At 73.2% G+C, this 20,053-nt stretch carries 21 protein-coding genes; 11 read left to right on the top strand and 10 right to left on the bottom strand.

The window, feature by feature from the left end:
* The first annotated feature begins 8 nt into the window (after positions 1–8).
* The gene (locus tag ACFQPP_RS03505; protein ID WP_376915128.1) at positions 9–806 is read left to right on the top strand and encodes a DeoR/GlpR family DNA-binding transcription regulator; all 798 of its coding nucleotides are present in this window, start codon (positions 9–11) and stop codon (positions 804–806) included.
* Here the strand turns inward: ACFQPP_RS03505 and ACFQPP_RS03500 are convergent.
* The gene (locus tag ACFQPP_RS03500; RefSeq protein ID WP_376915127.1) at positions 760–1,758 is read right to left on the bottom strand and encodes a LacI family DNA-binding transcriptional regulator; all 999 of its coding nucleotides are present in this window, start codon (positions 1,756–1,758) and stop codon (positions 760–762) included. The genes ACFQPP_RS03505 and ACFQPP_RS03500 overlap by 47 nt on opposite strands.
* Before the next feature lie 242 nt (positions 1,759–2,000).
* Between ACFQPP_RS03500 and ACFQPP_RS03495 the strand changes: the two genes are divergently transcribed.
* From ACFQPP_RS03495 to ACFQPP_RS03480, 4 genes are all read left to right on the top strand, one after another.
* A complete protein-coding gene (locus tag ACFQPP_RS03495) occupies positions 2,001–3,371 on the top strand; it encodes an ABC transporter substrate-binding protein (RefSeq protein WP_376915126.1) in 1,371 nt (456 codons plus the stop codon).
* 833 nt (positions 3,372–4,204) lie between these two features.
* Positions 4,205–5,110 (top strand): carbohydrate ABC transporter permease, encoded by a 906-nt coding sequence (locus ACFQPP_RS03490; protein ID WP_376915297.1) that lies wholly within the window; start codon positions 4,205–4,207, stop codon positions 5,108–5,110.
* Entirely contained in the window at positions 5,107–6,081 is a 975-nt protein-coding gene (locus tag ACFQPP_RS03485) for a carbohydrate ABC transporter permease (protein WP_376915125.1), read from the top strand. Before ACFQPP_RS03490 ends, ACFQPP_RS03485 begins: the two co-directional genes overlap by 4 nt.
* Before the next feature lie 163 nt (positions 6,082–6,244).
* Positions 6,245–8,428 carry an LPXTG cell wall anchor domain-containing protein gene (locus ACFQPP_RS03480; RefSeq protein WP_376915124.1) on the top strand — a complete coding sequence of 728 codons (2,184 nt, stop codon included), beginning with the start codon at positions 6,245–6,247 and terminating at the stop codon, positions 8,426–8,428.
* A 51-nt stretch (positions 8,429–8,479) separates the two neighbouring features.
* On the opposite strand, the gene ACFQPP_RS03475 is transcribed toward ACFQPP_RS03480, so the two are convergent.
* Positions 8,480–8,929, bottom strand: a complete 450-nt coding sequence (locus ACFQPP_RS03475; protein WP_376915123.1) for a YbhB/YbcL family Raf kinase inhibitor-like protein — start codon at positions 8,927–8,929, stop codon at positions 8,480–8,482.
* Positions 8,930–9,128: 199 nt separating this feature from the next.
* Between ACFQPP_RS03475 and ACFQPP_RS03470 the strand changes: the two genes are divergently transcribed.
* Positions 9,129–9,410, top strand: coding sequence for a hypothetical protein (locus tag ACFQPP_RS03470; RefSeq protein WP_376915122.1), 282 nt, complete (start codon positions 9,129–9,131; stop codon positions 9,408–9,410).
* Between the two features lie 60 nt (positions 9,411–9,470).
* Here the strand turns inward: ACFQPP_RS03470 and ACFQPP_RS03465 are convergent, their stop codons facing one another.
* From ACFQPP_RS03465 to ACFQPP_RS03430, 8 genes are all read right to left on the bottom strand, one after another.
* Positions 9,471–10,973, bottom strand: coding sequence for an MFS transporter (locus tag ACFQPP_RS03465; protein WP_376915296.1), 1,503 nt, complete (start codon positions 10,971–10,973; stop codon positions 9,471–9,473).
* 120 nt (positions 10,974–11,093) lie between these two features.
* Entirely contained in the window at positions 11,094–12,596 is a 1,503-nt protein-coding gene (locus ACFQPP_RS03460; protein WP_376915121.1) for a catalase, read from the bottom strand.
* Positions 12,597–12,690: 94 nt separating this feature from the next.
* Complete coding sequence (locus ACFQPP_RS03455; RefSeq protein ID WP_376915295.1) at positions 12,691–13,092, bottom strand: Fur family transcriptional regulator; 402 nt, start codon at positions 13,090–13,092, stop codon at positions 12,691–12,693.
* Between the two features lie 109 nt (positions 13,093–13,201).
* Positions 13,202–14,176: an EamA family transporter RarD gene (gene rarD, locus ACFQPP_RS03450; protein ID WP_376915120.1), complete on the bottom strand. Its 975-nt coding sequence runs from the start codon at positions 14,174–14,176 to the stop codon at positions 13,202–13,204.
* A 157-nt stretch (positions 14,177–14,333) separates the two neighbouring features.
* Positions 14,334–14,591 carry a hypothetical protein gene (locus ACFQPP_RS03445; protein ID WP_376915119.1) on the bottom strand — a complete coding sequence of 86 codons (258 nt, stop codon included), beginning with the start codon at positions 14,589–14,591 and terminating at the stop codon, positions 14,334–14,336.
* Positions 14,592–14,638: 47 nt separating this feature from the next.
* Positions 14,639–14,917 carry a hypothetical protein gene (locus ACFQPP_RS03440; RefSeq protein WP_376915118.1) on the bottom strand — a complete coding sequence of 93 codons (279 nt, stop codon included), beginning with the start codon at positions 14,915–14,917 and terminating at the stop codon, positions 14,639–14,641.
* Positions 14,918–14,936: 19 nt separating this feature from the next.
* The gene (locus ACFQPP_RS03435; protein WP_376915117.1) at positions 14,937–15,326 is read right to left on the bottom strand and encodes a hypothetical protein; all 390 of its coding nucleotides are present in this window, start codon (positions 15,324–15,326) and stop codon (positions 14,937–14,939) included.
* Positions 15,327–15,492: 166 nt separating this feature from the next.
* Entirely contained in the window at positions 15,493–15,906 is a 414-nt protein-coding gene (locus ACFQPP_RS03430) for an Asp23/Gls24 family envelope stress response protein (RefSeq protein ID WP_376915116.1), read from the bottom strand.
* A gap of 346 nt (positions 15,907–16,252) precedes the next feature.
* Between ACFQPP_RS03430 and ACFQPP_RS03425 the strand changes: the two genes are divergently transcribed.
* The 5 genes from ACFQPP_RS03425 (at position 16,253) to ACFQPP_RS03405 (ending at position 19,931) form a co-directional block, all read left to right on the top strand.
* Positions 16,253–17,074 (top strand): DUF4397 domain-containing protein, encoded by an 822-nt coding sequence (locus tag ACFQPP_RS03425; protein ID WP_376915115.1) that lies wholly within the window; start codon positions 16,253–16,255, stop codon positions 17,072–17,074.
* A gap of 71 nt (positions 17,075–17,145) precedes the next feature.
* Positions 17,146–17,838, top strand: a complete 693-nt coding sequence (locus tag ACFQPP_RS03420) for a class F sortase (protein WP_376915114.1) — start codon at positions 17,146–17,148, stop codon at positions 17,836–17,838.
* 28 nt (positions 17,839–17,866) lie between these two features.
* Complete coding sequence (locus ACFQPP_RS03415) at positions 17,867–18,442, top strand: RNA polymerase sigma factor (protein ID WP_376915112.1); 576 nt, start codon at positions 17,867–17,869, stop codon at positions 18,440–18,442.
* A complete protein-coding gene (locus tag ACFQPP_RS03410) occupies positions 18,423–19,280 on the top strand; it encodes an anti-sigma factor domain-containing protein (protein WP_376915111.1) in 858 nt (285 codons plus the stop codon). The genes ACFQPP_RS03415 and ACFQPP_RS03410 overlap by 20 nt, the downstream gene beginning before the upstream one ends.
* 189 nt (positions 19,281–19,469) lie before the next feature.
* On the top strand, positions 19,470–19,931 hold the full coding sequence (locus tag ACFQPP_RS03405) for an Hsp20/alpha crystallin family protein (RefSeq protein ID WP_376915110.1): 462 nt from the start codon (positions 19,470–19,472) through the stop codon (positions 19,929–19,931).
* Positions 19,932–20,053: the final 122 nt, after the last annotated feature.

Below are 20,053 nucleotides of genomic sequence, written 5' to 3'. Positions count from 1 at the left end.
ATGATCGCATGCAGCGATCAGAACGGCAGCGTTCGATCATCCGAGCGGTGGATTCGGGCCGCCGGACGATCGAGGATCTCTGCGCCCTCACGGGCGCCTCGGCCATCACGGTGCGCCGCGACCTCGCCGAGCTCGCCGAGATCGGGGCCCTCGCGCGTGTGCGCGGCGGCGCCGAGCCCATCGCGCACCGCGGCTCCGGCTTCCCGTTCGCGTTGCGCGCCGGCGAGCACGGCGGCGACAAGGCGTCGCTCGCGGCGGCTGCAGCAGCGCTCGTGCCCGACGACGCCTCGGTGCTCGTCGACAACGGCACCACCGCGGTCGCGGTCGCGCGCGCCCTGGCGGGTCGGCGCATCCGGGCGCTCGCGCTCTCGCTGCACGCCGCGGCCGCGCTGGGTGCCCGCCCGGGGGCCGAGGTGCGCGTGCCCGGCGGCACGATCGTGCACGACGACCTCTCGTTCGCCGGGGTCGGCGCGCTGCAGGCCGTGCGCGAGACGCGCTTCGACGTCGCGATCCTCGGCGCGTGCGCGGCGTCGCCCGAGTCGGGGCTCACCGTCGCGGGCTGGGAGGACGCGCAGGTGAAGCGCGAGGCGATCGCGCAGTCGAGGCGGGTCGTGCTCGTCGTCACGACCGACAAGCTCGAGCGCACGGCGGCGCACCGCTTCGCGACGTTCGACGACGTCGACGTCGTCGTGACGACCGCCGACGCCTCGGCCGACCTGCTGCACCCCATCCGTGCGGCGGGTGCCGAGCTCGTGCCCGTCAGGCCGGACCCGTCGAGCCACGGGCCACGAGCCGCGGCTCGATGAGCGTGTGCGACGTGTCGCCCGAGGGGGCCGCGAGGTCGGCGACGACCCAGTCGACGATGCGCTCGCCGTGCTCGCGCGGATCCTGGTGCACCGTCGTGAGGTCGAACGCCGCGGCGTACGAGTGGTCGTCGACGCCGACGACCGAGAGCTCCTCGGGCACGCGCATCCCGAGCGTGCGCGCCGCGAGCAGGATGCCCATGGCGATCTCGTCGGTCGCCGCGAAGATCGCGCGCGGGCGCGTCGGAGATCGCAGCAGCTCGACGGCGTGCTCGTGGGCGGCCGCGACCGTCGGGTCGTGCAGCCGCGTCGGCTCGGGCTCGAGCCCTGCGGCGCGCATCGCCCGCTGGTAGCCGCGCTCGCGGAGCCGCTCGGCGGCGAAGAGCGACTCGTCGAGCACGGTCGACCCTCCGACGTGCACGATGCGGCGATGCCCGAGGGCGAGGAGGTGCTCGGTCGCGATCGTGCCGACCCGCTCGTCGTCGAGGCACCACGAGCGCACGCCGGGCGCACCGTCGCCGAGCGCGACGGCGGGGATGCCGATGGACGCGAGCCGTGACACCTCGCGGTGCGTGAGGGCGAACGTCGTCGAGATCAGCGCGTCGATGTGGTGTCGCTGCAGGAACCGCTCGAAGACGCGCCCGCGCATCTCGGCACCGCGGCCGAGGTCGTAGAGCACGACGTCGAGGTCGTGCGCGAGGGCCGCCTCCGCGATGCCGCGCAGCAGCGTCGACACGTACCAGGTGTCGATCGCGGGGGCGAGCACGCCCAGCGCTCCCGACCGCCCGGTCGCGAGCGACACCGCGGCGGGCGAGGCGCGGAAGTCGAGCGCGGACGCGGCCCGCAGCACGCGCTGCCGCGTCGCATCCGCGACGGAGCCGCGACCCGAGAGCGCCCGCGACGCCGTGGCCTTCGACACGCCCGCGAGCCTCGCGACGTCATCGATGACGGCCATGGCGCTCCTTCGCGCATCCGGTTCCCGATCGCCGTCGGATGACGTGCAACCGGTTCCATTCTCTATCACGGGTTGGCAACGAACGCCTAGCAGCGGCCGCTCGCGCATTGCGGCATCCAGGGAGGTGAGTTAGCGTCAGGCTTGCTGTGGAACCGGTTCCGGTTCGGGCGAGGGCGCCCCAGTGGATGCCCTGCCTGTCTCGGGCGTCCGCAGCGCTTGCACCCATGGAGACAGGAGTTCCGATGAAGCGCTCCCAGCGCCGCCTGCTGATGCCGATCGGCATCGCGGGCATCACCGCGCTCGCACTCACCGGCTGCGTCGGCGACGAGCCGACCGGCGGCGGCTCCGGCGGCAACGCCGGCGGCGGCAGCGGCGACTGCAGCGACTACGAGGCATACGGCACGTTCGACGGGGCCGAGGTCAACGTCTACGGCACCATCGTCGAGACCGAGCAGGAGCAGCTCGAGGAGTCGTGGGCCGACTTCGAGGAGTGCACCGGCATCGACGTGGTCTACGAGGGCTCGACCGAGTTCGAGGCCCAGATCAACGTGCGCGTGCAGGGTGGCAACCCGCCCGACCTCGCGATCTTCCCGCAGCCCGGCCTGCTCGCATCCATCGCGTCGCAGCAGGGCGTCGCCTCGCCGCTGCTCCCCGCACCCGACTCCGTGGCCGAGAACGCCGCCGAGTTCTGGAGCGAGGACTGGCAGAACTACGGCACGGTCGACGGCACGCTCTACGGCGCCCCGCTCATGGCGAGCGTCAAGGGCTTCGTCTGGTACTCGCCGGCCATGTTCGAGGAGAACGGCTGGGAGATCCCGACGACGCTCGACGAGATGGACCAGCTCACCGCCGACATCGCCGAGTCCGGCGCCGCGACGCCGTGGTGCGTCGGCTTCGGCTCGGGCGAGGCCACCGGCTGGCCGGGCACCGACTGGCTCGAGGACTACATCCTGCGTCTGCACGGACCCGACGTGTACGACCAGTGGGTCAGCCACGAGATCCCCTTCGACGACCCGCGCATCGTCGAGGCCCTCGACCGCGTCGGCGACATCCTGAAGAACCCGGACTACGTCAACGGTGGCTTCGGCGACGTCTCGACGATCGCATCGACCGACTTCGGCGAGGCCGGCCTGCCCATCCTCGACGGCGAGTGCGCGCTGCACCACCAGGCCTCGTTCTACTCGGCCCAGTGGCCCGAGGGCACCGAGGTCGCCGAGGACGGCGACGTGTGGGCGTTCCTGACGCCCGGCGTCGAGGCCGACGCCAACGCCGTCACCGGCGGTGGCGAGATCGTCGCAGCCTTCTCCGACTCGGAGGAGACCGTGGCGGTGCAGACGTACCTCTCGAGCGACACCTGGGCGAACATCCGCGTCTCGATCGGTGGCGTGACGAGCGCCAACACCGGCCTCGACCCGGAGAACGCGCAGAGCCCGCTGCTGCAGCAGGCCGTCGAGATCCTGCAGGACGAGAACACGACGTTCCGCTTCGACGGATCCGACCTCATGCCGGGTGCCGTGGGCGCCGGCTCGCTGTGGACCGGCATGGTCGACTGGGTCGGCGGCGCCGACTCGCAGACCGTCCTGTCCACCGTCGAGGCCAGCTGGCCCTCCTGATGCACGACTGACGCCGGGGGTGGGTCCGCCCACCCCCGGCGTCATCCGCATCCGCTGACGAAGGGACGTCCATGACGACGCTCGACCTCCTCGGCAAGATCCTGCAGGTGCTCGCAGGGCTCGCCGGCTTCGCCGCCCTCATCGGGCTGCTGCTCGTGTCGCTCGACACGAGGCAGTCCGAACGACGCGGTGCCATCATCCGCACGCTCGTGATCGCCCTCATCGGCTGCCTCGTGCTCGTGGCGCCGCTGCTCATCCCTCGACTCGTGTCGAGCGCGCGCATCCCCATCCTCCTCGGCGGCGCGATCCTCGCGCTCGCCGCCGTGCTGTACGTCGCCGACGTCGTGCGGTCGGAGCGCACGGGCGCCGCCATCCGCGCCGGCGGCCCGCTGCTCGTGCTCGCGGTCGTGCTGCTCGTGCTGCCCGGCTACGTGTCGAGCGGCGTCGGGTCGTGGCTGTCGCCGCAGGTGACGCTCACGTTCGGCGCGCTCGCCGTCGTGCTCGCGATCGCGCTCGCAGCCGCCCAGCTCGTCGGAGGCCGTCTGCAGCGCGCGCTGACCGCCGGCGTGCCGCTCGTGCTCGTGGGCGTCGCGATGCTGCTCTTCCCCGTGCTCTACGGCGACGACGTGGCCCGCTGGCTCACGCCCGCCGCAGCCACGGCGATCGGCGCAGCCGGCATCGTCGCCGGCGTCGTCACCGCAGCCGTCGAGCTCGCCGCGCCCGGCCGCATCGCGCGCCACGTGCGACTCGTGACGATGCTCGCGCTGGCCGCCATGCTCGTCGTGCTCACCTTCGCGATCCCCGAGCTCGGCGCCTGGCCCTTCGCAGCCGCGATGCTCGTCGCCGTCGTCGGCCTCCTCCTGTACCTCGCCTCCGGCGACGACGAGTCGCGGCCGATGGTCGTCTTCCTCGTGCCCGCGGCGGCCCTGCTGGCCGTCGGCCTGCTGTACCCGGCCCTGCGCACCACGATGCTCGCGTTCACCGACAACACGGGCGCGTTCATCGGGCTCGAGAACTTCGTGTGGATGTTCACGCAGCGCGACGCGCTCATCACGCTCGGCAACACGGTCGCGTGGGTCATCCTCGTGCCGCTGCTGTCGACGGTGATCGGCCTCGCGTACGCCGTCTTCATCGACAAGAGCGCGGGCGAGAAGGTCTACAAGATGCTCGTCTTCCTGCCGATGGCGATCTCGTTCGTCGGTGCGGGCATCATCTGGCGCTTCATGTACGCCTACCGCGGCGGCGACCGCGAGCAGTTCGGCCTCGTCAACCAGATCATCGTCTGGTTCGGCGGCGAGCCGCAGCAGCTGCTGCAGAACGCCCCGTTCAACACGCTCGCGCTGATCGTCGTCATGATCTGGATCCAGACCGGCTTCGCCATGACGGTGCTGTCGGCGGCGATCAAGGGCATCGCGGTCGAGCAGCTCGAGGCGGCGGAGCTCGACGGCGCGACCCCGTGGCAGCGCTTCTGGAACGTGACGGTGCCCGGCATCCGCTCGTCGCTCGTCGTCGTCGTCACGACGATCTCGATCGCGACGCTCAAGGTGTTCGACATCGTCCGCACGATGACGGCCGGCAACTTCGACACGTCGGTCGTCGCCAACGAGATGTACACGCAGGCGTTCCGCGCAGGCGAGCCGGGACGAGGTGCGGCGCTCGCGCTCATCCTCTTCCTGCTCGTGCTGCCGATCGTCATCTACAACGTGCGCGTGCTGCGCCGGCAGAGGGAGATCCGATGACCCAGGCAGCCACCGTCCCCGACCCCGACATCCGCGACGTCGACGACGCGCTGAACACGGGTGGCCGCGCCGCCCGCGTGAAGCGCCGGCTGACGTCGCCGATCGCGACGGTCATCGCCCTCGTGATCGCCGTGCTGTGGACGATCCCCACGTTCGGCCTGCTCGTCTCGTCGTTCCGCCCGGCCGATCTCATCGCGACGACCGGCTGGTGGACGATCTTCCAGAACCCGGGCTTCACGTTCGACAACTACGCCGAGGTGCTCTTCTCGGGCTCCGGCGGGTCGCCGCAGCTGGGCGAGTACTTCGTGAACTCGCTGGCGATCGCGATCCCCGGCACCCTCATCCCGCTCGTGCTCGCCGCCCTGGCTGCGTACGCGTTCGCCTGGATCAAGTTCAAGGGCTCGTCGACGCTGTTCGTCGTGATCTTCGCGCTGCAGATCGTGCCGCTGCAGATGGCGCTCATCCCGCTGCTGCAGCTGTTCGTGACGTTCGTGCAGCCCGGCATGGAGTGGGTGTCGGAGATCTTCCCCGTCATCCCCGATCGGCAGTTCCTCTCGGTGTGGATCGCGCACTCGATCTTCGCGCTGCCGCTCGCCATCTTCCTGCTGCACAACTTCATCTCGGAGATCCCTGGCGAGGTCATCGAGGCGGCTCGCGTCGACGGCGCGGGGCACGGGCAGATCTTCCTGCGCATCGTGCTGCCGCTCGCGATGCCGGCGATCGCGTCGTTCGGCATCTTCCAGTTCCTCTGGGTGTGGAACGACCTGCTCGTGGCGCTCGTGTTCTCCACCGGCCAGCCCGACACGGCGCCGCTCACGCAGCGCCTCGCCGAGCTCGCGGGCTCCCGCGGCGAGGCGTGGGAGCGCCTGACGGCGGGCGCCTTCATCTCGCTCATCGTGCCGCTGCTCGTCTTCTTCGGGCTGCAGCGGTTCTTCGTGCGAGGGCTGCTCGCGGGCTCCGCCAAGGGGTAGTCGCACCTCGGAAGCGGGAGGAGGGGGTCGCCGTGAGGCGGCCCCCTCCTCGCTTCGCGTGCGGCGTGGGCCTGTGGATGGGCGATCCATCCACAGGTGGGCTGCGCGGGCCGCAGCCGAGCGAGGCTCCCCTCGTAGCGTCGCCGCGGCACGAGGAGGCCCCATGCGACGAACAGCCACGACGACCACCACCACCCACCCGCAGCGCGTCCGCGCGCGACGGCGAGCGGCCGGCGCGCTGCTCGCGAGCGCGCTCGTCGGCTGCGGCACGCTGCTGGGCACCGCGACCGCGGTGGCCGGCCCGCCTGCGCCGCCACCCATCCCGGGCCCGGCGACGACGACGCTGCCTGGCACGCTGCTCGAGGGCGGTGCGACCGACGCCGGCCGCACGACGCTGTTCGCCTACGCCGCGGCGGGCGACGAGGTCGTCGCGCGCATCGCGACGACGGGGCGCAGCCCCGCGGGCGCCCGGGTCGTCGTCACGGATCCATCGGGCGTCGTCGTGCACGACGACGCCGCACCCGCGGCGATCGCCGGCACGCACCTGGGCGGCGCCTGGACGGCGTCGGCCGACGGCGTGTGGTCGATCGCGGTGCTCGACGCGTCCCCGAGCAGCGGTGGCGAGGCCTCCCTCGCATGGGACGTGGGCGTCGTGCGCGGCGGCGCGTCGATCCCCGGTCGCGTGTGGACCGAGTCGCTCGCCGTCTACACGCCCGAGCCGACCACGATCGACGTGCACGCAGCGGCACCCGACGGCGCCGTGTACCGCGTGACGCTCGACGACTACGACGGCGTCGACTCGACGCTGCGCATGAACGACGTCGGCAACGCTCCCGTCGGCACGTGCGAGCCCGCGTTCCGCTCGGTGCCGATGCCGCACTCCCCCGAGGCCGAGGGCCTCGGCGCCGACCACTGGCAGCCGTCGGGTGCCGACTGCGCCGGGCTCTCGGCGTACCGGCTCTTCCTCGAGGCGCCGGCCGCCGACCTCCCGGCGTCGACGACCGCGTGGGCCGACGCCCGCACCGACGACACGTGGCTCTCGGCCACGTACGCCTCGCCCACGATCTCGTCCCTCGCGTTCGCGCGCGACGGCGCTGCGACGAACGCGGGCGTGCTCACGGGCGACCTCGTCGGGCAGCCCGGGCTCGTCCGCGTCGAGGTGGACGCGGACGGCGACGGCGCGTACGACGGGGCGGCCGACGTGGTCGACGAGGTGGCGGTGCTCGACCCCGGGCCCTTCGCCTGGTCGTGGGACGGTCTCGACGCCCGCGGGTCGCGCGTGCCCGTCGTCGCGTCGGGCATCGGGCTCCGCGCGTCGATGGCGCAGGTCTCGCCCGTGCACTTCCTGCGCATCGACGCGGAGGAGAGCGCAGGCGGCATCGAGGTGCAGGCGCTGCGTGGGCCCGCACCGGGGCCGGCGACGCTCCACTGGGACGACACGCAGCTGCTCGCATCGAGCGACGCACGCTCGTCGCGCACCCCGGCGCTCATCGGCAGCGACCCCGCGTCGACCTCGGCGGGCGGCGTGCACGGCTGGGAGCCCGGCAGCGGGCAGCCCAACCGCAACGACGGCGTGCACGGCTCGTGGGGCGACATGCGCGCGATCGACGACTGGGCGTTCGTCGAGGATCACGCCGAGGCGACCGTCGCGCTCGCGCCGCTCGCCGACCTGCGGATCGACAAGCGCGTCGACGCCGAGGTGCTCGTCGCCGACGACGGCAGCGCCGTGAGCGTGCGGTGGACGCTCGAGGTCGCGAACCTCGGCCCCGTCCCGGCGGCGCAGGCCACGGTCGTCGACGCCTACCCGGCCGAGCTCGACGTCGCCTCCGTCGTCGCGGATGCGCCCAGCCAGGGTGCGTTCGACGCGGCGACGGGCACGTGGAGCGTCGGCGACCTCGCACCGGGCGCACGCGCGACGCTCACGCTGCAGGGCACGGTGGCGACGACGCCCGGCACCAGGGCAGCGGTGGTCAACTCGGCCACCGTCTCGTCACCGGAGGCACCACTCGTGCCGGGCGGCTGCGAGCCGAACGAGGGCGTCGAGGCGGATGCCGACCGCTGCGACGTCGTCGAGACGCCCCTCGAGCCCGGCGCGGCGGTCCCGACGACGAGCCCGGAGCCGGCGAGCCCTGCATCGGCGACGACCGGGCCCGCGCCCGTCGCGCAGACGCCACCCACGGCGACGGGCACGGGGGGCGCGACCGAGGCCAGGAACCCCGCCGCGGGGCCGACGCTGCCCCGCACCGGCGGCGATGGCCCCGCCATCGCGATGCTGGCAGCCGCTGCGGCCGCGCTGCTCACGGGTGGCGCGGTGCTCGCCTGGCGCCGACGCGCACGCCGGCAGTGACGGCCGACGGCCCCGACCGCTCGGGTCGGGGCCGTCGACGCCGGGCGTTCGTCAGCGCGAGAACGTGCCGACGATGCGATTCTGCTCGAGGATGGCGTCGGCGTGCCGGTCGAGGAACGCCTCGCGCGTCGGCTCGCCCGAGATCGGCGACGAGAGCGCGTAGACCCACGCGTAGTAGCGGTGCGTGCCGTGACCGACCGGCGGCTGCGGCCCGTACCAGCCCGCCTCGCCGGCGCTCGTCGACGCGGCACGCCCGACCGACGGATCGAGCGGTCCGTCGACGGCGGGCAGGCCGTAGACCACCCAGTGCGTGAACCCGCGCGCCATCGGCGCATCCGGGTCGTGCACGACGAGCGCGAGCTCGACGGCATCCTCGGGCACGCCCGAGACGGCGAACCGCGGCACCTCGTTGCCGCCGTCCTTCGAGAGCCGGTCGGGCATGCGCCCGTCGGCCTCGTAGTCCTCGCTCGTGATGATCAGGTCGGCGACGTGCGGCCCCATGGCGTCCTCTCCGGTTCGACGTTCGGTGTGCGTCCATCGTGACTCGCGACGGGGATGCTCGCAGCGGGTTGCGCTCATCGCGTCGGGCTCTCCGACCAGCGGCTGCGCCGGCACTCCGAAGCGAGCTGCGCCGGCTCCGCAACCCCTTGGACGACGCGCGACGGATGAGGTTGGCTCTTCTCTCGACCGAAGGACCTCCATGGGCGTGTTCCACAACGGCGAGCTCGCCGAGCGACTCACCGACGACGACCTCGCGCTGCTGCGCGCCGTGGTCGCGGTGAAGCGCACGCAGGACGAGCCGTTCCTCGCATCCTTCGTCGACGGCGACGCCAACCTCGCTCGAGCGCACTGGCTGAGCCGCGCCTCGCGGGTGTGGTTCGAGTTCGACGCCCCGGGAGCGCACCCGGTCGACGGCTGGCATCTCGACCTGCAGCTCGCCGAGGCCGGCAGCGACCGCGGCGTGCACCTGCGCGTCTCCTAGCCCTGCGCGTCTCCTCGCTCCGCGTCTCGCGCTCAGGCTCCCGACGGGGCCCAGCCGTCGCTACGGCGTCGGCGTTCGGGCGTCGTACCGCAGGAACGATCCCTGCATCCGCGTCACGAGCACGACGAGCGCGACGATGCAGAGGCCACCGAGAAGCGGCGGGAACCAGAGCGCCACGAGCGATGCGGTGAGGCCCGCGTACAGGTCGCCCAGACGAGGCCCACCCGCGACGACCACCGTGAAGACGCCCTGCAACCGGCCGCGCATCTCGTCGGGCGAGGCCTGCAGCAGCATCGTCGACCGGAAGATCGCGCTGATCTCGTCGCTCGCGCCCATGCCCGCCATCGCGAGGCACGCGAAGGCGAGCGCGGGCCAGGCGACGCCGTCGAGCCCGTCGGTGACCGGCACATCCACCAGCGTCGTCACGAGCAGCACGACGCCGAGCAGCGCACCCGCGGTGCCGTAGAGCATGATCGCCCGCTGCACGGCGAGGCCGTGGCGATGCACGTGCGCCACGGGCCCCGAGAACAGGCTCGCGAGCAGCGTGCCGATCGCGCCTGCGGCCGTGAGCACGCCCACCGTGATCGCCCCGCCGCCGATGACGAGCGCGCCCACGGCCGGGAAGAGCACGTTCGGGCGGCCGAGCACCATCGCGATGACGTCGACCACGAACGACATGCGGATGTTCGGCGCATGCCGCAGGAACCGCATCCCGTCGCGCAGCGACTGCAGCCCGGGCTTCGCCACCTGGCCCTGCGGCGGCATCGCCGGCAGGCCGAGGATGCCGATGAACGCCACCGAGAACAGCACGGCGTCGACCGCGAACGTCAGCGGGAGGCCGACCGTCGCGGCGAGGACGCCGGCGAGCGCCGGGCCGATCGTCACCATGGCGCCGATCGCGATGCCGTTGAGCGCAGCCGCTCGCGTCAGCAGATGCGCAGGCACGATGCGCGGCGTGATGGCGCTGCGCGTCGCGCCCGACACCGTCGTCGCGACGGCGTTGATCGTGGCGAGCACGTAGAACGGCCACACCTCGACGCGCTGCCCCTCGCTCATCGCCCACGCGTCGTACGTCGACATGGCGACGATGCCGAGCACGGTGAGCCATCCGACGATCGCCGACACGAGCAGCACGCGCTTGCGGTCGAACGCATCTGCGAGCATCCCGCCCCACAGGCCCGCGACGATCATGGGGATGAGGCCGATGGGCCCGACGAGCGACACGGCGAGCGTCGACTCGGTGATGTCGTAGATCTGCAGGCCGACGGCGACGACCGTGACCATCGAGCCGATGCCGGAGATGGCGTTCGCGATCCACAGGCGGGCGAAGGCCGGGGATGCGCGCAGCGGCTCGAGGTCGACGAGGCGCTTGCGGCGCGGCTCCGCGGCGCGCGCGTCCGTGGGCTGCACGGGGCCGGGCTGGGCGATGGCGTCGGACGACGCCTCGAGGCCGGCGACCTGATGCTCGGGCTCCGCGGCGTCGCCGTGCGCGTGAGCATCGTCGCGCTGGGGGCCGGGGACGATGGGCACGCGTCCCGTCGTGGGGTCGCCACCGGAGTCCATCGTCACTGGATCGAGCCTAGGCCGTGGCGATGGGCCCCGCGCGTCGCGCCCGCGGCGCAGCGCCACGCAGGACGGCCCCGCACCCGAGCGGGGTGCGGGGCCGTCCTGCGGCGAGTCGGATCAGCCGACGGGCGCGACCGCCGGAGGCTCCACGAGCGTCGACTTCGGCTCCTCGATCTCGGGCAGGCGTGCGGCGACCTGCTCGCCGAGCCACGCATCCACGTTCGTCCAGTACGCGATCGCACGCTGACGGATCTCGGGGATGCGCGTCTTCGACACGTGGCCGACGATGTTGCCGACGAGCCGCTCGCGGGCCGCGTCGTCGAGCACGTCGCGCACGAGGGTGCGTGCCTGGCCGAAGTCGTCGTCCTCGGGGTGCAGCGTCGCCGCCGAGCGGATGAGCTCGCCGTCGGACTCCCAGCCGCGGTCGTCGCCGTGCGCTGCGGGGTCGGCGTGCGGGCCGCCGAAGGAGTTGGGCGCGTAGACCGGGGTGGCGGCCGAGCGGAAGCCGTGCCGCTGCGCGCCGTCCTTCGAGTACGAGTGCACCTCGGCCGCGTGCGGCCGGTTCACGGGCACCTCGGCGTGGTTCGTGCCCACGCGGTAGCGGTGCGCGTCGGCGTAGGAGAAGATGCGCGCCTGCAGCATCTTGTCGGGGCTCGCGGCGATGCCGGGCACGAAGTTCGAGGGCGCGAACGTCGCCTGCTCGATCTCGGCGAAGTAGTTCTCGGGGTTGCGGTTCAGCTCCATGCGTCCGACCTCGATGAGCGGGTAGTCGCCCTTCGGCCAGACCTTCGTGAGGTCGAACGGGTTGAAGCGGTACGACGCGGCGTCCTCGTACGGCATGACCTGCACGTGCAGCGTCCACGACGGGAAGTCGCGGCGGTCGATCGCCTCGTAGAGGTCGCGGATGTAGTAGTCGGCATCCGAGCCCGCGAGCTGGTCGGCGATCTCCTGCGACATGAACTCGTTGCCCTGGTCGGTCTCGAAGTGGTACTTGACCCAGAAGCGCTCACCCGCGGCGTTGATCCACTGGTAGGTGTGCGAGCCGAAGCCGTCCATGTGGCGCCACGAGGCCGGGAGGCCGCGGTCGCCCATGAGCCACGTCACCTGGTGCGCCGACTCGGGCTGCAGCGACCAGAAGTCCCACTGCATGTCGTGGTCGCGCAGGTTCGAGCCGGGCAGGCGCTTCTGCGAGCGGATGAAGTCGGGGAACTTGATGCCGTCCTTGATGAAGAAGACGGGGGTGTTGTTGCCGACGAGGTCGTAGTTGCCCTCGGTCGTGTAGAACTTCAGCGCGAAGCCGCGCGGGTCGCGCCACGTGTCGGGGCTGCCCTGCTCGCCGGCGACCGACGAGAAGCGTGCGAGCATCTCGGTCTCGGTGCCGGGCTGGAAGACGGCGGCGCGCGTGTACTGCGAGACGTCGTTCGTGACGGTGAAGGTGCCGAAGGCGCCGCCGCCCTTGGCGTGCACGACGCGCTCGGGCACGCGCTCTCGGTTGAACTGCGCGAGCTTCTCGACGAGGTAGTGGTCGGTGAGCGCGATGGCGCCATCGGCGCCGACCGACTGGGAGTGCTGGTCGCTCGCGACCGGTGCTCCGGAGTTGGTGGTGGTCCGCTGGGTCATGGTGTCCTCTGCTTCCTCGTAGGGGTCGTGGGGTCGATGGAGGGGTCGGTCGGCGCGATGCGGCGCGCCCGCCGTCGGCGCGCGACGGATGGGGTCAGCGCTCGTCGGCTGCGCAGTCGGCGCAGAGCCCCCAGAACGTCACCTCGGCCTGCACGATCGCGAAGCCCGCGGGCGCGGGAGCGTGGAGGCACGGGGCCTCGCCGGTGACGCAGTCGACGTCCTCGACGCGGCCGCAGCGCGAGCAGACGGCGTGGTGGTGGTTGTCGTCGACGCGCAGCTCGTATCGGGCGGGCGAGCGCGCGGGCTCGAAGCGACGCAGCACGCCTGCCTCGTGCAGCGCGCCGAGCACGTTGTGCACCGACTGCACCGAGATGCTCGGCTCGAGCAGGGCGACGCCGCGGTGGATGGTGTCGGCGTCGGCGTGCGGATGGGCCGCGAGCACGTCGAGCACGGCGAGCCGGCCGCGCGTGACGCGCAGGCCGCGCGTGCGCAGCATGCCCTCGTGGGCGACGCGCTGCGCGAGCACGGCATCCGACGCGTGCGCGGGTGCCTGGTCGACGAGCTCCATGACCCCATCCTGTCGCGTTAACGTGAACGACTCAAATCTACGGCGCGTCGCGCCTGTGGGTGCGGATGGGCGGTCGGTGCGAGACGGGCTGCGTCGCGGTGGGCTGCTCGCTGCGACGGCGCGCGAGTCGCGGCTCGACCATGAGCAGCACGAGGGCGACCGCGATCGGACCGTAGACGAGGGCATCGCTCGGCTCGACCGCCTCGCCGAGGAGCAGCGTCGACACGACGACGAGCAGCACGGGCTCGACGTAGGTGAGCAGCCCGAACAGCCCGAACGGCAGCAGCCGCGACGCCGACAGGTACATCCACAGGGCGACGCCGCTCACGACGCCCATGAGCAGCAGCACCGGCGCGTGCTCGGCGGTGGCGGCGAGCGCACCCGACGAGGCCGCGCCCGCGAGCACGGCGAGCGCGACGGGCACGAGCACCGCCTGCTCGAGCAGCGTCGAGCCGGGGCCGTCGAGCGCGAAGCGCCGGCGCAGGTCGAAGCAGACGGGGTAGCCGAGGGCCACGAGCGCGGTCGCGACGCCCACGGCCCCGCCGAGCACGAGCGCCGCGACGACGCCGACGGCCGCGGCCGCGACGGCCGCGCCCCGCAGCCGCGACAGCCGCTCGCCGTGCAGCACGACCCCCACGAGCACGAGCACGAGCGGCAGCAGCAGGTAGCCCGTCGCGGTCTCGAGCCCGTGGCCGGCGATGGGCGCCCAGCCGAAGAGCCACAGCTGCACCGACAGCAGCGCGGCATCCGCGACGAGCACGAGCGCGAGCGCAGGCCGACGCCGGATGCGCTGCACGACGCGCACGACGTCGCGCAGGCCGACGGTGAGGCCGAACAGCAGCACGAGCACGGGCAGCGTCGCGAGCACGCGCCACGCCACGATCTCGAGCCCGCCGAGCGGCGCGAGCATCGGCGGCAGCAGGAAGAGCACGCCGAAGAGCACCGAGGCGCCGACGGACGCGGCGACGCCGAGTGCCGTGCCGGAGGGCACGACGAGACGGCGGGTGGGCATGGCGGACCTTCGAGCGGGATGCGCGCGGCGGCGGCCGCAGACGCCCGCTCAGCCTACGAGCGGCAGGAGGCCGCGCATGCGAGGTGGTGGGTGGCGCGCGCACGGACGGCCGCCGCCCGACATGTCGTCGAGGGCGGCGGCCGTCGTGCGCGCGGCGTCAGCGCTGGGCGCGCGCGACGACTCCTGCGAGCACGAGCGCCGAGATGGCGACGCCGATGCCGAAGGCGAGCGGCTGCTCGTCGCGGAGCCTGCGGATGCGTCGGCCCACCGAGCGGGCGGCGTCGCCGATGGAGGACGAGTCACGCACCTCCTCGATGGCGTCGCGTGCCTCGCGGGCGCTGCGCTCGACGGTCTCGCGGCCGCGCTCGAGCACGTCCTCGGCGGGCCTGCTCGTGATGGGGCGCTCATCGGGCATGGTGCTGTCCTCTCGTCGGGGGTGGGGCTGGGTGGTGGTTCGGGCGCTCAGCGGGCGAGCTGCCCGGCGCGCGTGCGCGCGGCCTTCGCGAGGCGCCCGGCCTTCCTGCCGGCGTCCTTCCGCAGGCGCTTCGCCGTCGCGCGAGCGTCCTTCTGCAGCTGCCGAGCCTGCCGCTCGCGGCGCTTGCGGGTCTTCGGGTCGTTCCAGAGCCGCTCGACCTGGTGCCGCAGCGACTCGCGGGGCTCGAGCACGGGGCGGTTGGCTCGGGTGCCGAGCACGTAGCCGGCGACGGCGACGCCGGCGATGACGACGATCGTGGTGCGCATGATGGACGCCTCTCTGCCGTCAGCCGATGCGGCTGATCAGCTCGGTGATGAAGGGGATGATGTCGCCGACGCGGTCGACGGCGGCGTTGGCGGTGACGACGATCGGCCAGATCGAGCCGATGAGCGACGACACCCAGGCCGCGACGACGAACGTCCAGGAGAGCCAGGGGTACCGGGCGACCCCGGCGACGACGACGCAGCCGGCTGCGACGAGGAAGCCGACGACGATGGCGATCGCGATCTGCCCGACGGGGATCTGCAGCGCGCCCGGGACGACGGAGCCGGCCGCACCGACGAGGCCCATGACGGGCCCGAGCACGAGCAGTCCGTTGCCGACGACGAGGATGGCGCCGACGGCGGCGGCGATGAGACGTGGCGGGATGCGACGGCGCGCGGTGGATCGGCGCATGGGATCTCCTCCTGCGGGGAAGCGAACGGTGGGGTGCGGCCGCGCGGCGGCCTTCGGTCGGGCCATGGCCCGTGGTGTGTCGCCGATCGGTGCGAGCGCAACGGCGCTCGGCGTCAGGCGCTCGGCGTCAGGCGCACGGCGTCGGGCGCACCGATCGCGGAGCCGCTCATGCGACTCGCGACTCCTCGGCGTCATCGTCGTCCTGGCCGGGGATGTGCACGTCGGTCACCGTCACGTTCACCTCGGCGATCTCCATGCCCACGAGCTCGGTGATGCTGCGAGCCACGGCGCGACGCACGTCCTCGGCGACGACCTGGAGCCGCTCCGGGTACTCGACGACGATCGTGACGTCTGCGGCGACCTGCCGCTCGCCGACCTCGACCTCGATGCCCTGGCCCTGGTCGCGCCGACCGATCGCGTCGCGGACGCTGCCCACGAGGCGCGCTGCGCCGCCGCCGAGGTCGTGCACGCCGGGCACCTCGCGTGCCGCGATGCCTGCGATCTTCGCGACCACGGGGTCGGCGATGGTCGTGGTCCCGGTCGCTGCGCCCGCGGTGGCGGGGGTGGGGTCGATGGCCATGATGGCTCCTTCCGTCTGGTGGTTCGAGGTGCTTCGACGGTGAGACGTCGCGAGGAGGCGGATCGTCACGCTCGATCCCCCATCGATCTCGAAGCACCCCGGAGGACGCCCGGCAGCCTCAATGCCGAGCGATGGAGCGCACCGCGGGCGACGACGGCGAGCCGGGATGGCGAGGTCGACCTGACCGCCGGCGTCACCCGCGGCCGGCGACCTAGCGTCGTCGGGCTCGTCGCGCGACACGCCCGGGATGCGCGAATCCGCCCGTGCTGCAACCCCAGGCACCCGCATCCCCGATACGAGGGTGAAGGGGGCGCGTTGGGCGCCACCCGAGAGTCAGGAGAACCCGATGAAGGGAAAGCTCGCGATCGGCGGCGCTGCCGTCCTCGCCATGTCCGCGCTCGGTGCGGCACCCGCGCTCGCCGCCGAGGGCGACGCGACCGTGTCGGTGCTGCACGCCGTCCCCGGCCTCACCGTCGACGTCTACGTCAACGGCGCCGAGACCGTCCCCGACTTCCAGCCGGGCACCCTCACCGACCCGCTCATGCTCGCGCCCGGCGCGTACGACATCCAGGTCTTCGCCGACGGCGACGACCCCGCGACCGCGACGCCCGCGATCGAGGCCATGGACGTGCAGGTGCCGGCCAGCGCCAACGTCACGCTCGTCGCCCACCTCGACGCGAGCGGCGCACCGACGCTCGGCGCCTTCGTCAACGACACCGACCCCGTCGCCGCCGGACAGGCTCGCCTGACCGTGCGCCACCTGGCCGCCGCCCCGGCGGTCGACGTCCGCGCCAACGGCGCAGCCATCGTGCAGGCCCTCGAGAACCCGAACGAGGCGTCGCTCGAGACCGCTGCGGGCACCGTCGCCGCCGACGTCACCCTCGCCGGCACCTCCGACGTCGTCATCGGCCCGGCCGACCTCACGCTCGCCGAGGGCACGAACACGATCGTGACCGCATGGGGCAGCGCCGAGGACTCGACGCTGCAGCTCGCGGTGCAGACGGTCGAGGCGCACAGCGCACCCACCGGCGTGCCCTCGGGCCTCGGTGGCGCCGCAGACGACGCCGGCTCGACCGCCGGCATCCTGCTCGCCGTCGCGAGCGCGCTCGGCATCGCGGCGATCGTCGCCTGGCGTCGCACGGTGCTCGCCGAGGCGCGCACGCGCTGACGTCGCACGAACCAGCCCGGGCTCTCGCGTCCCAGCGCGGGGGCCCGGGCTCCTCACCGCCGGAGGTCTCCATGCGCATCCGCACGCGCCGCATCCTCGTCGCCGCCCTCGCGGTGGCTGCCGTCGCGCTGGCCGCGGTCGGCGTCGCCCGGCTCGCCGAGCCGGATGGGCAGCCGAGCACCGCGGCGACGCCGTCGACCGCTCAGCCGACGACCGCGAGCCCGAGCCCGAGCGCCAGCCCCGCACCGTCCGCGACGCCGACGCCGACCGTCGGCCGAGCGGATGCGGGGATCGGCGCGCAGCCCACCGCCACCGTCGACGCACCGGTCGAGGTGCGGGTGGCCGACGTCGGGCTCGACCTCGCCGTCGTACCCGTCGGGGTGCGCGGGGATGGGCAGATGGACGTGCCCGAGCTCGTGAGCGAGGTGGGCTGGTACCGCCACGGCCCCGCGCCGGGCGACGACGCGGGCTCCGCGGTGCTGTCCGCGCACGTCGACTCCGAGATCGGGCCGGCACCGATGGCGGCGCTCTTCGACGCGCAGCCCGGCTCGACCGTCGAGGTCGTCACGGCGAGCGGGCAGACGCTCGCGTACCGCATCGAGACCGTCGAGCAGCTCGGCAAGGAGCGGCTGCCGCTCGACGCGCTGTTCGCACGCGATGGCGACCACGTGCTGCGGCTCGTGACCTGCGCCGGAGCGTGGGATCCCGTGGCGCAGGCCTACGAGGACAACCTCGTGGTCACGGCCGTGCCCGCGAGTCCGTGAGCGAGGAGCCATGGGCTACGGTGAGCCCGTGACGACGGCGGAGGCGCTGGGCGACGACGCGGTCGCCGAGGCGTTCGTCGCGGGGCCGAGCGACGTCGGCCTGCGGCTCGCGTACGAGCGATGGGGCGGGCTCGTGCTCGCGCTGGCGCTGCGCGTGATGGAGCGGGCGGATGCCGAGGACGTCGTGCAGCAGACCTTCGTCTCGGCGTGGCGATCGCGCGACCGCTACGACCCGGCTGCCGGCCCGCTCGGGGCGTGGATCGTGCAGATCGCGCGGCGCCGCATCGCCGACCACTTCCGCGTCGCAGCCGTCACGCGTGAGCGAGCCGTCGATCCCGCCGACGCCCTCGACCGCGCCGATGCGGCCGGCGCGCCCGATCCGTCGGTCGTGGTGGCGGACGGCATCCTCGTGGAGGAGACCCTCGCCGCCATCGACGAGCCGCAGCGCACGATCGTGCGACTCGCCGTGCTGGAGGACCAATCGGCATCCAGCATCGCCGACCGCCTCGGACTCCCCGTAGGCACCGTGAAGAGCCACCTGTCGCGCACCCTGCGTCGACTGCGAGACCGTCTGGAGGGCACGCATGCAGCACATTCCGCATGACGATCTGGCCCTGCGCGCGGCGTCGCGCGTCGAGGGCGTCGGCGAGCTCGACGAGCACCTGCTCACCTGCGCGCAGTGCGCCGACGAGCTGGCGTCGCTGCAGCAGACGGTCGCGCGGGTGCGCGCCGAGAGCGTCGAGCCTGTGCCGCTGCCCGCTGGGCTGTGGGAGCGCATCGCCGCCGAGGTCGCCGACGACGAGCGCGCCGCGACGGTCGCCGCGGTGCCGGCCCCCCCGTCAGGGGGGCGCGACGAGCGCGTGGCGCCGGGCGACGCCGGGCTCGCGTCCGGCGCGGCCGATGCCACCGGCCCCGAGGCGACGCCCGGGTCCGGCACCCCCGCGCATCCACGCGAGTCGCTCGGCGCGCAGGCCTCCACGCGGGGTGCGCGACGCCGCAGGCTCGCACGCTTCTCGAGCCGTGCGCTCGTGGCCGCGTGCCTCGTGACGGCGCTCGTCATCGCAGGCGGCGTCGCGCTCGGCACGTGGATCGCGCAGCGCCCGCCGGCCGAGACGGTGCTCGCGAGCATCGCGCTCGACCCGCTCGCCGACGGGCTCGACGGCGCGTCCGCGCGCATCGTCGAGCGCGACGGGCATCGCGTGCTCGAGATCGACACGGGCGGCCTGCCGTCGGCCGATGGCGGGTACCTCGACGTGTGGCTCATCGACGCCGACGTCGAGGGCATGGTGAACGTGGGAATCCTCGACGGGGTCACGGGCGAGTACGTGCTGCCCGACGACCTCGACCTCGAGCGGTTCCCGATCGTCGACGTCTCGATCGAGCCGCTCGACGGCGACCCGACGCACAGCGGCGAGAGCGTCTGGCGCGGCTCGCTGGCCTGACGCATCCGGCGGCGGCGCGCTCGTCGACGCCCGCTCCCACCGAACTCCAAGCCACGCCAGTTGGCACTCTCAGGTCGAGAGTGCTAATCCTATGGACATGCCTCTCGGGGTCGCCCCGAGGGCGATCGCCACGACACCTGGTCCGGCGCGCAGGGCGACGGACCATCTGATCGACAGGAGGTGGTTGTCATGGCTCTGACCTTCGACCCGTTCCGCGAGATGGATCGCATGACGGCACGGCTGCTGACGGGCGGCGGCGCGCAGCGCACCGCATCCTGGATGCCGATGGATCTCTACCGGGCCGACGAGCACTACGTGGTGCACGTCGACCTGCCGGGCGTCGACCCCGGCTCCATCGACCTCGACGTCGACGCCACGACGCTCACCATCCAGGCGGAGCGCACGCTCGGAGCCGCGGATGGCGCGCACTGGCTCGCGCAGGAGCGCCCGGCCGGCCGGTTCACGAGGCAGCTGAGCCTCGGCGCCGACCTCGACCTCGACGCCATCCACGCCTCGTACGAGCACGGCGTGCTGACGCTCACCATCCCGGTCGCCGAGCGCTCGAGGCCGCGCAAGATCACCGTCGAGCACGCGGGCTCCGACCGCGCGATCACGCAGTCCTCCGCCGAGGAGCAGCCGCAGGATGCGTGAGCGCGAGCCGGCGACGACGCGCGAGGACGACGAGCTCGAGCCCGCGTCCGGCCGCTGGTCGCGGCTGATCGACTGCCGCTGACGACGCGTCGAGCCACGAGGGGCCGGGCAGCACCGCTGCC

Origin of the sequence: Agrococcus sp. GCM10030265 (assembly GCF_042666675.1) — a bacterium.
Classification (GTDB): Bacteria; Actinomycetota; Actinomycetes; order Actinomycetales; family Microbacteriaceae; genus Agrococcus.
The sequence above is the reverse complement of the archived record's forward strand: the minus strand, read 5'-3'. Positions and strand labels throughout refer to the sequence as shown.

Bases quoted from the DNA above. Each gene is read 5' to 3' on its own strand.
- ACFQPP_RS03465 (WP_376915296.1), bottom strand. From the start codon at position 10,973: ATGGACTCCGGTGGCGACCCCACGACGGGACGCGTGCCCATCGTCCCC.
- ACFQPP_RS03505 (WP_376915128.1), top strand. From the start codon at position 9: ATGCAGCGATCAGAACGGCAGCGTTCGATCATCCGAGCGGTGGATTCG.
- ACFQPP_RS03405 (WP_376915110.1), top strand. From the start codon at position 19,470: ATGGCTCTGACCTTCGACCCGTTCCGCGAGATGGATCGCATGACGGCA.
- ACFQPP_RS03445 (WP_376915119.1), bottom strand. From the start codon at position 14,591: ATGCCCGATGAGCGCCCCATCACGAGCAGGCCCGCCGAGGACGTGCTC.
- ACFQPP_RS03470 (WP_376915122.1), top strand. From the start codon at position 9,129: ATGGGCGTGTTCCACAACGGCGAGCTCGCCGAGCGACTCACCGACGAC.
- ACFQPP_RS03440 (WP_376915118.1), bottom strand. From the start codon at position 14,917: ATGCGCACCACGATCGTCGTCATCGCCGGCGTCGCCGTCGCCGGCTAC.
- ACFQPP_RS03500 (WP_376915127.1), bottom strand. From the start codon at position 1,758: ATGGCCGTCATCGATGACGTCGCGAGGCTCGCGGGCGTGTCGAAGGCC.
- ACFQPP_RS03485 (WP_376915125.1), top strand. From the start codon at position 5,107: ATGACCCAGGCAGCCACCGTCCCCGACCCCGACATCCGCGACGTCGAC.
- ACFQPP_RS03460 (WP_376915121.1), bottom strand. From the start codon at position 12,596: ATGACCCAGCGGACCACCACCAACTCCGGAGCACCGGTCGCGAGCGAC.
- ACFQPP_RS03435 (WP_376915117.1), bottom strand. From the start codon at position 15,326: ATGCGCCGATCCACCGCGCGCCGTCGCATCCCGCCACGTCTCATCGCC.
- rarD (WP_376915120.1), bottom strand. From the start codon at position 14,176: ATGCCCACCCGCCGTCTCGTCGTGCCCTCCGGCACGGCACTCGGCGTC.
- ACFQPP_RS03425 (WP_376915115.1), top strand. From the start codon at position 16,253: ATGAAGGGAAAGCTCGCGATCGGCGGCGCTGCCGTCCTCGCCATGTCC.
- ACFQPP_RS03475 (WP_376915123.1), bottom strand. From the start codon at position 8,929: ATGGGGCCGCACGTCGCCGACCTGATCATCACGAGCGAGGACTACGAG.
- ACFQPP_RS03490 (WP_376915297.1), top strand. From the start codon at position 4,205: ATGCTCGTCGCCGTCGTCGGCCTCCTCCTGTACCTCGCCTCCGGCGAC.
- ACFQPP_RS03430 (WP_376915116.1), bottom strand. From the start codon at position 15,906: ATGGCCATCGACCCCACCCCCGCCACCGCGGGCGCAGCGACCGGGACC.
- ACFQPP_RS03495 (WP_376915126.1), top strand. From the start codon at position 2,001: ATGAAGCGCTCCCAGCGCCGCCTGCTGATGCCGATCGGCATCGCGGGC.
- ACFQPP_RS03410 (WP_376915111.1), top strand. From the start codon at position 18,423: ATGCAGCACATTCCGCATGACGATCTGGCCCTGCGCGCGGCGTCGCGC.
- ACFQPP_RS03480 (WP_376915124.1), top strand. From the start codon at position 6,245: ATGCGACGAACAGCCACGACGACCACCACCACCCACCCGCAGCGCGTC.
- ACFQPP_RS03455 (WP_376915295.1), bottom strand. From the start codon at position 13,092: ATGCTGCGCACGCGCGGCCTGCGCGTCACGCGCGGCCGGCTCGCCGTG.
- ACFQPP_RS03420 (WP_376915114.1), top strand. From the start codon at position 17,146: ATGCGCATCCGCACGCGCCGCATCCTCGTCGCCGCCCTCGCGGTGGCT.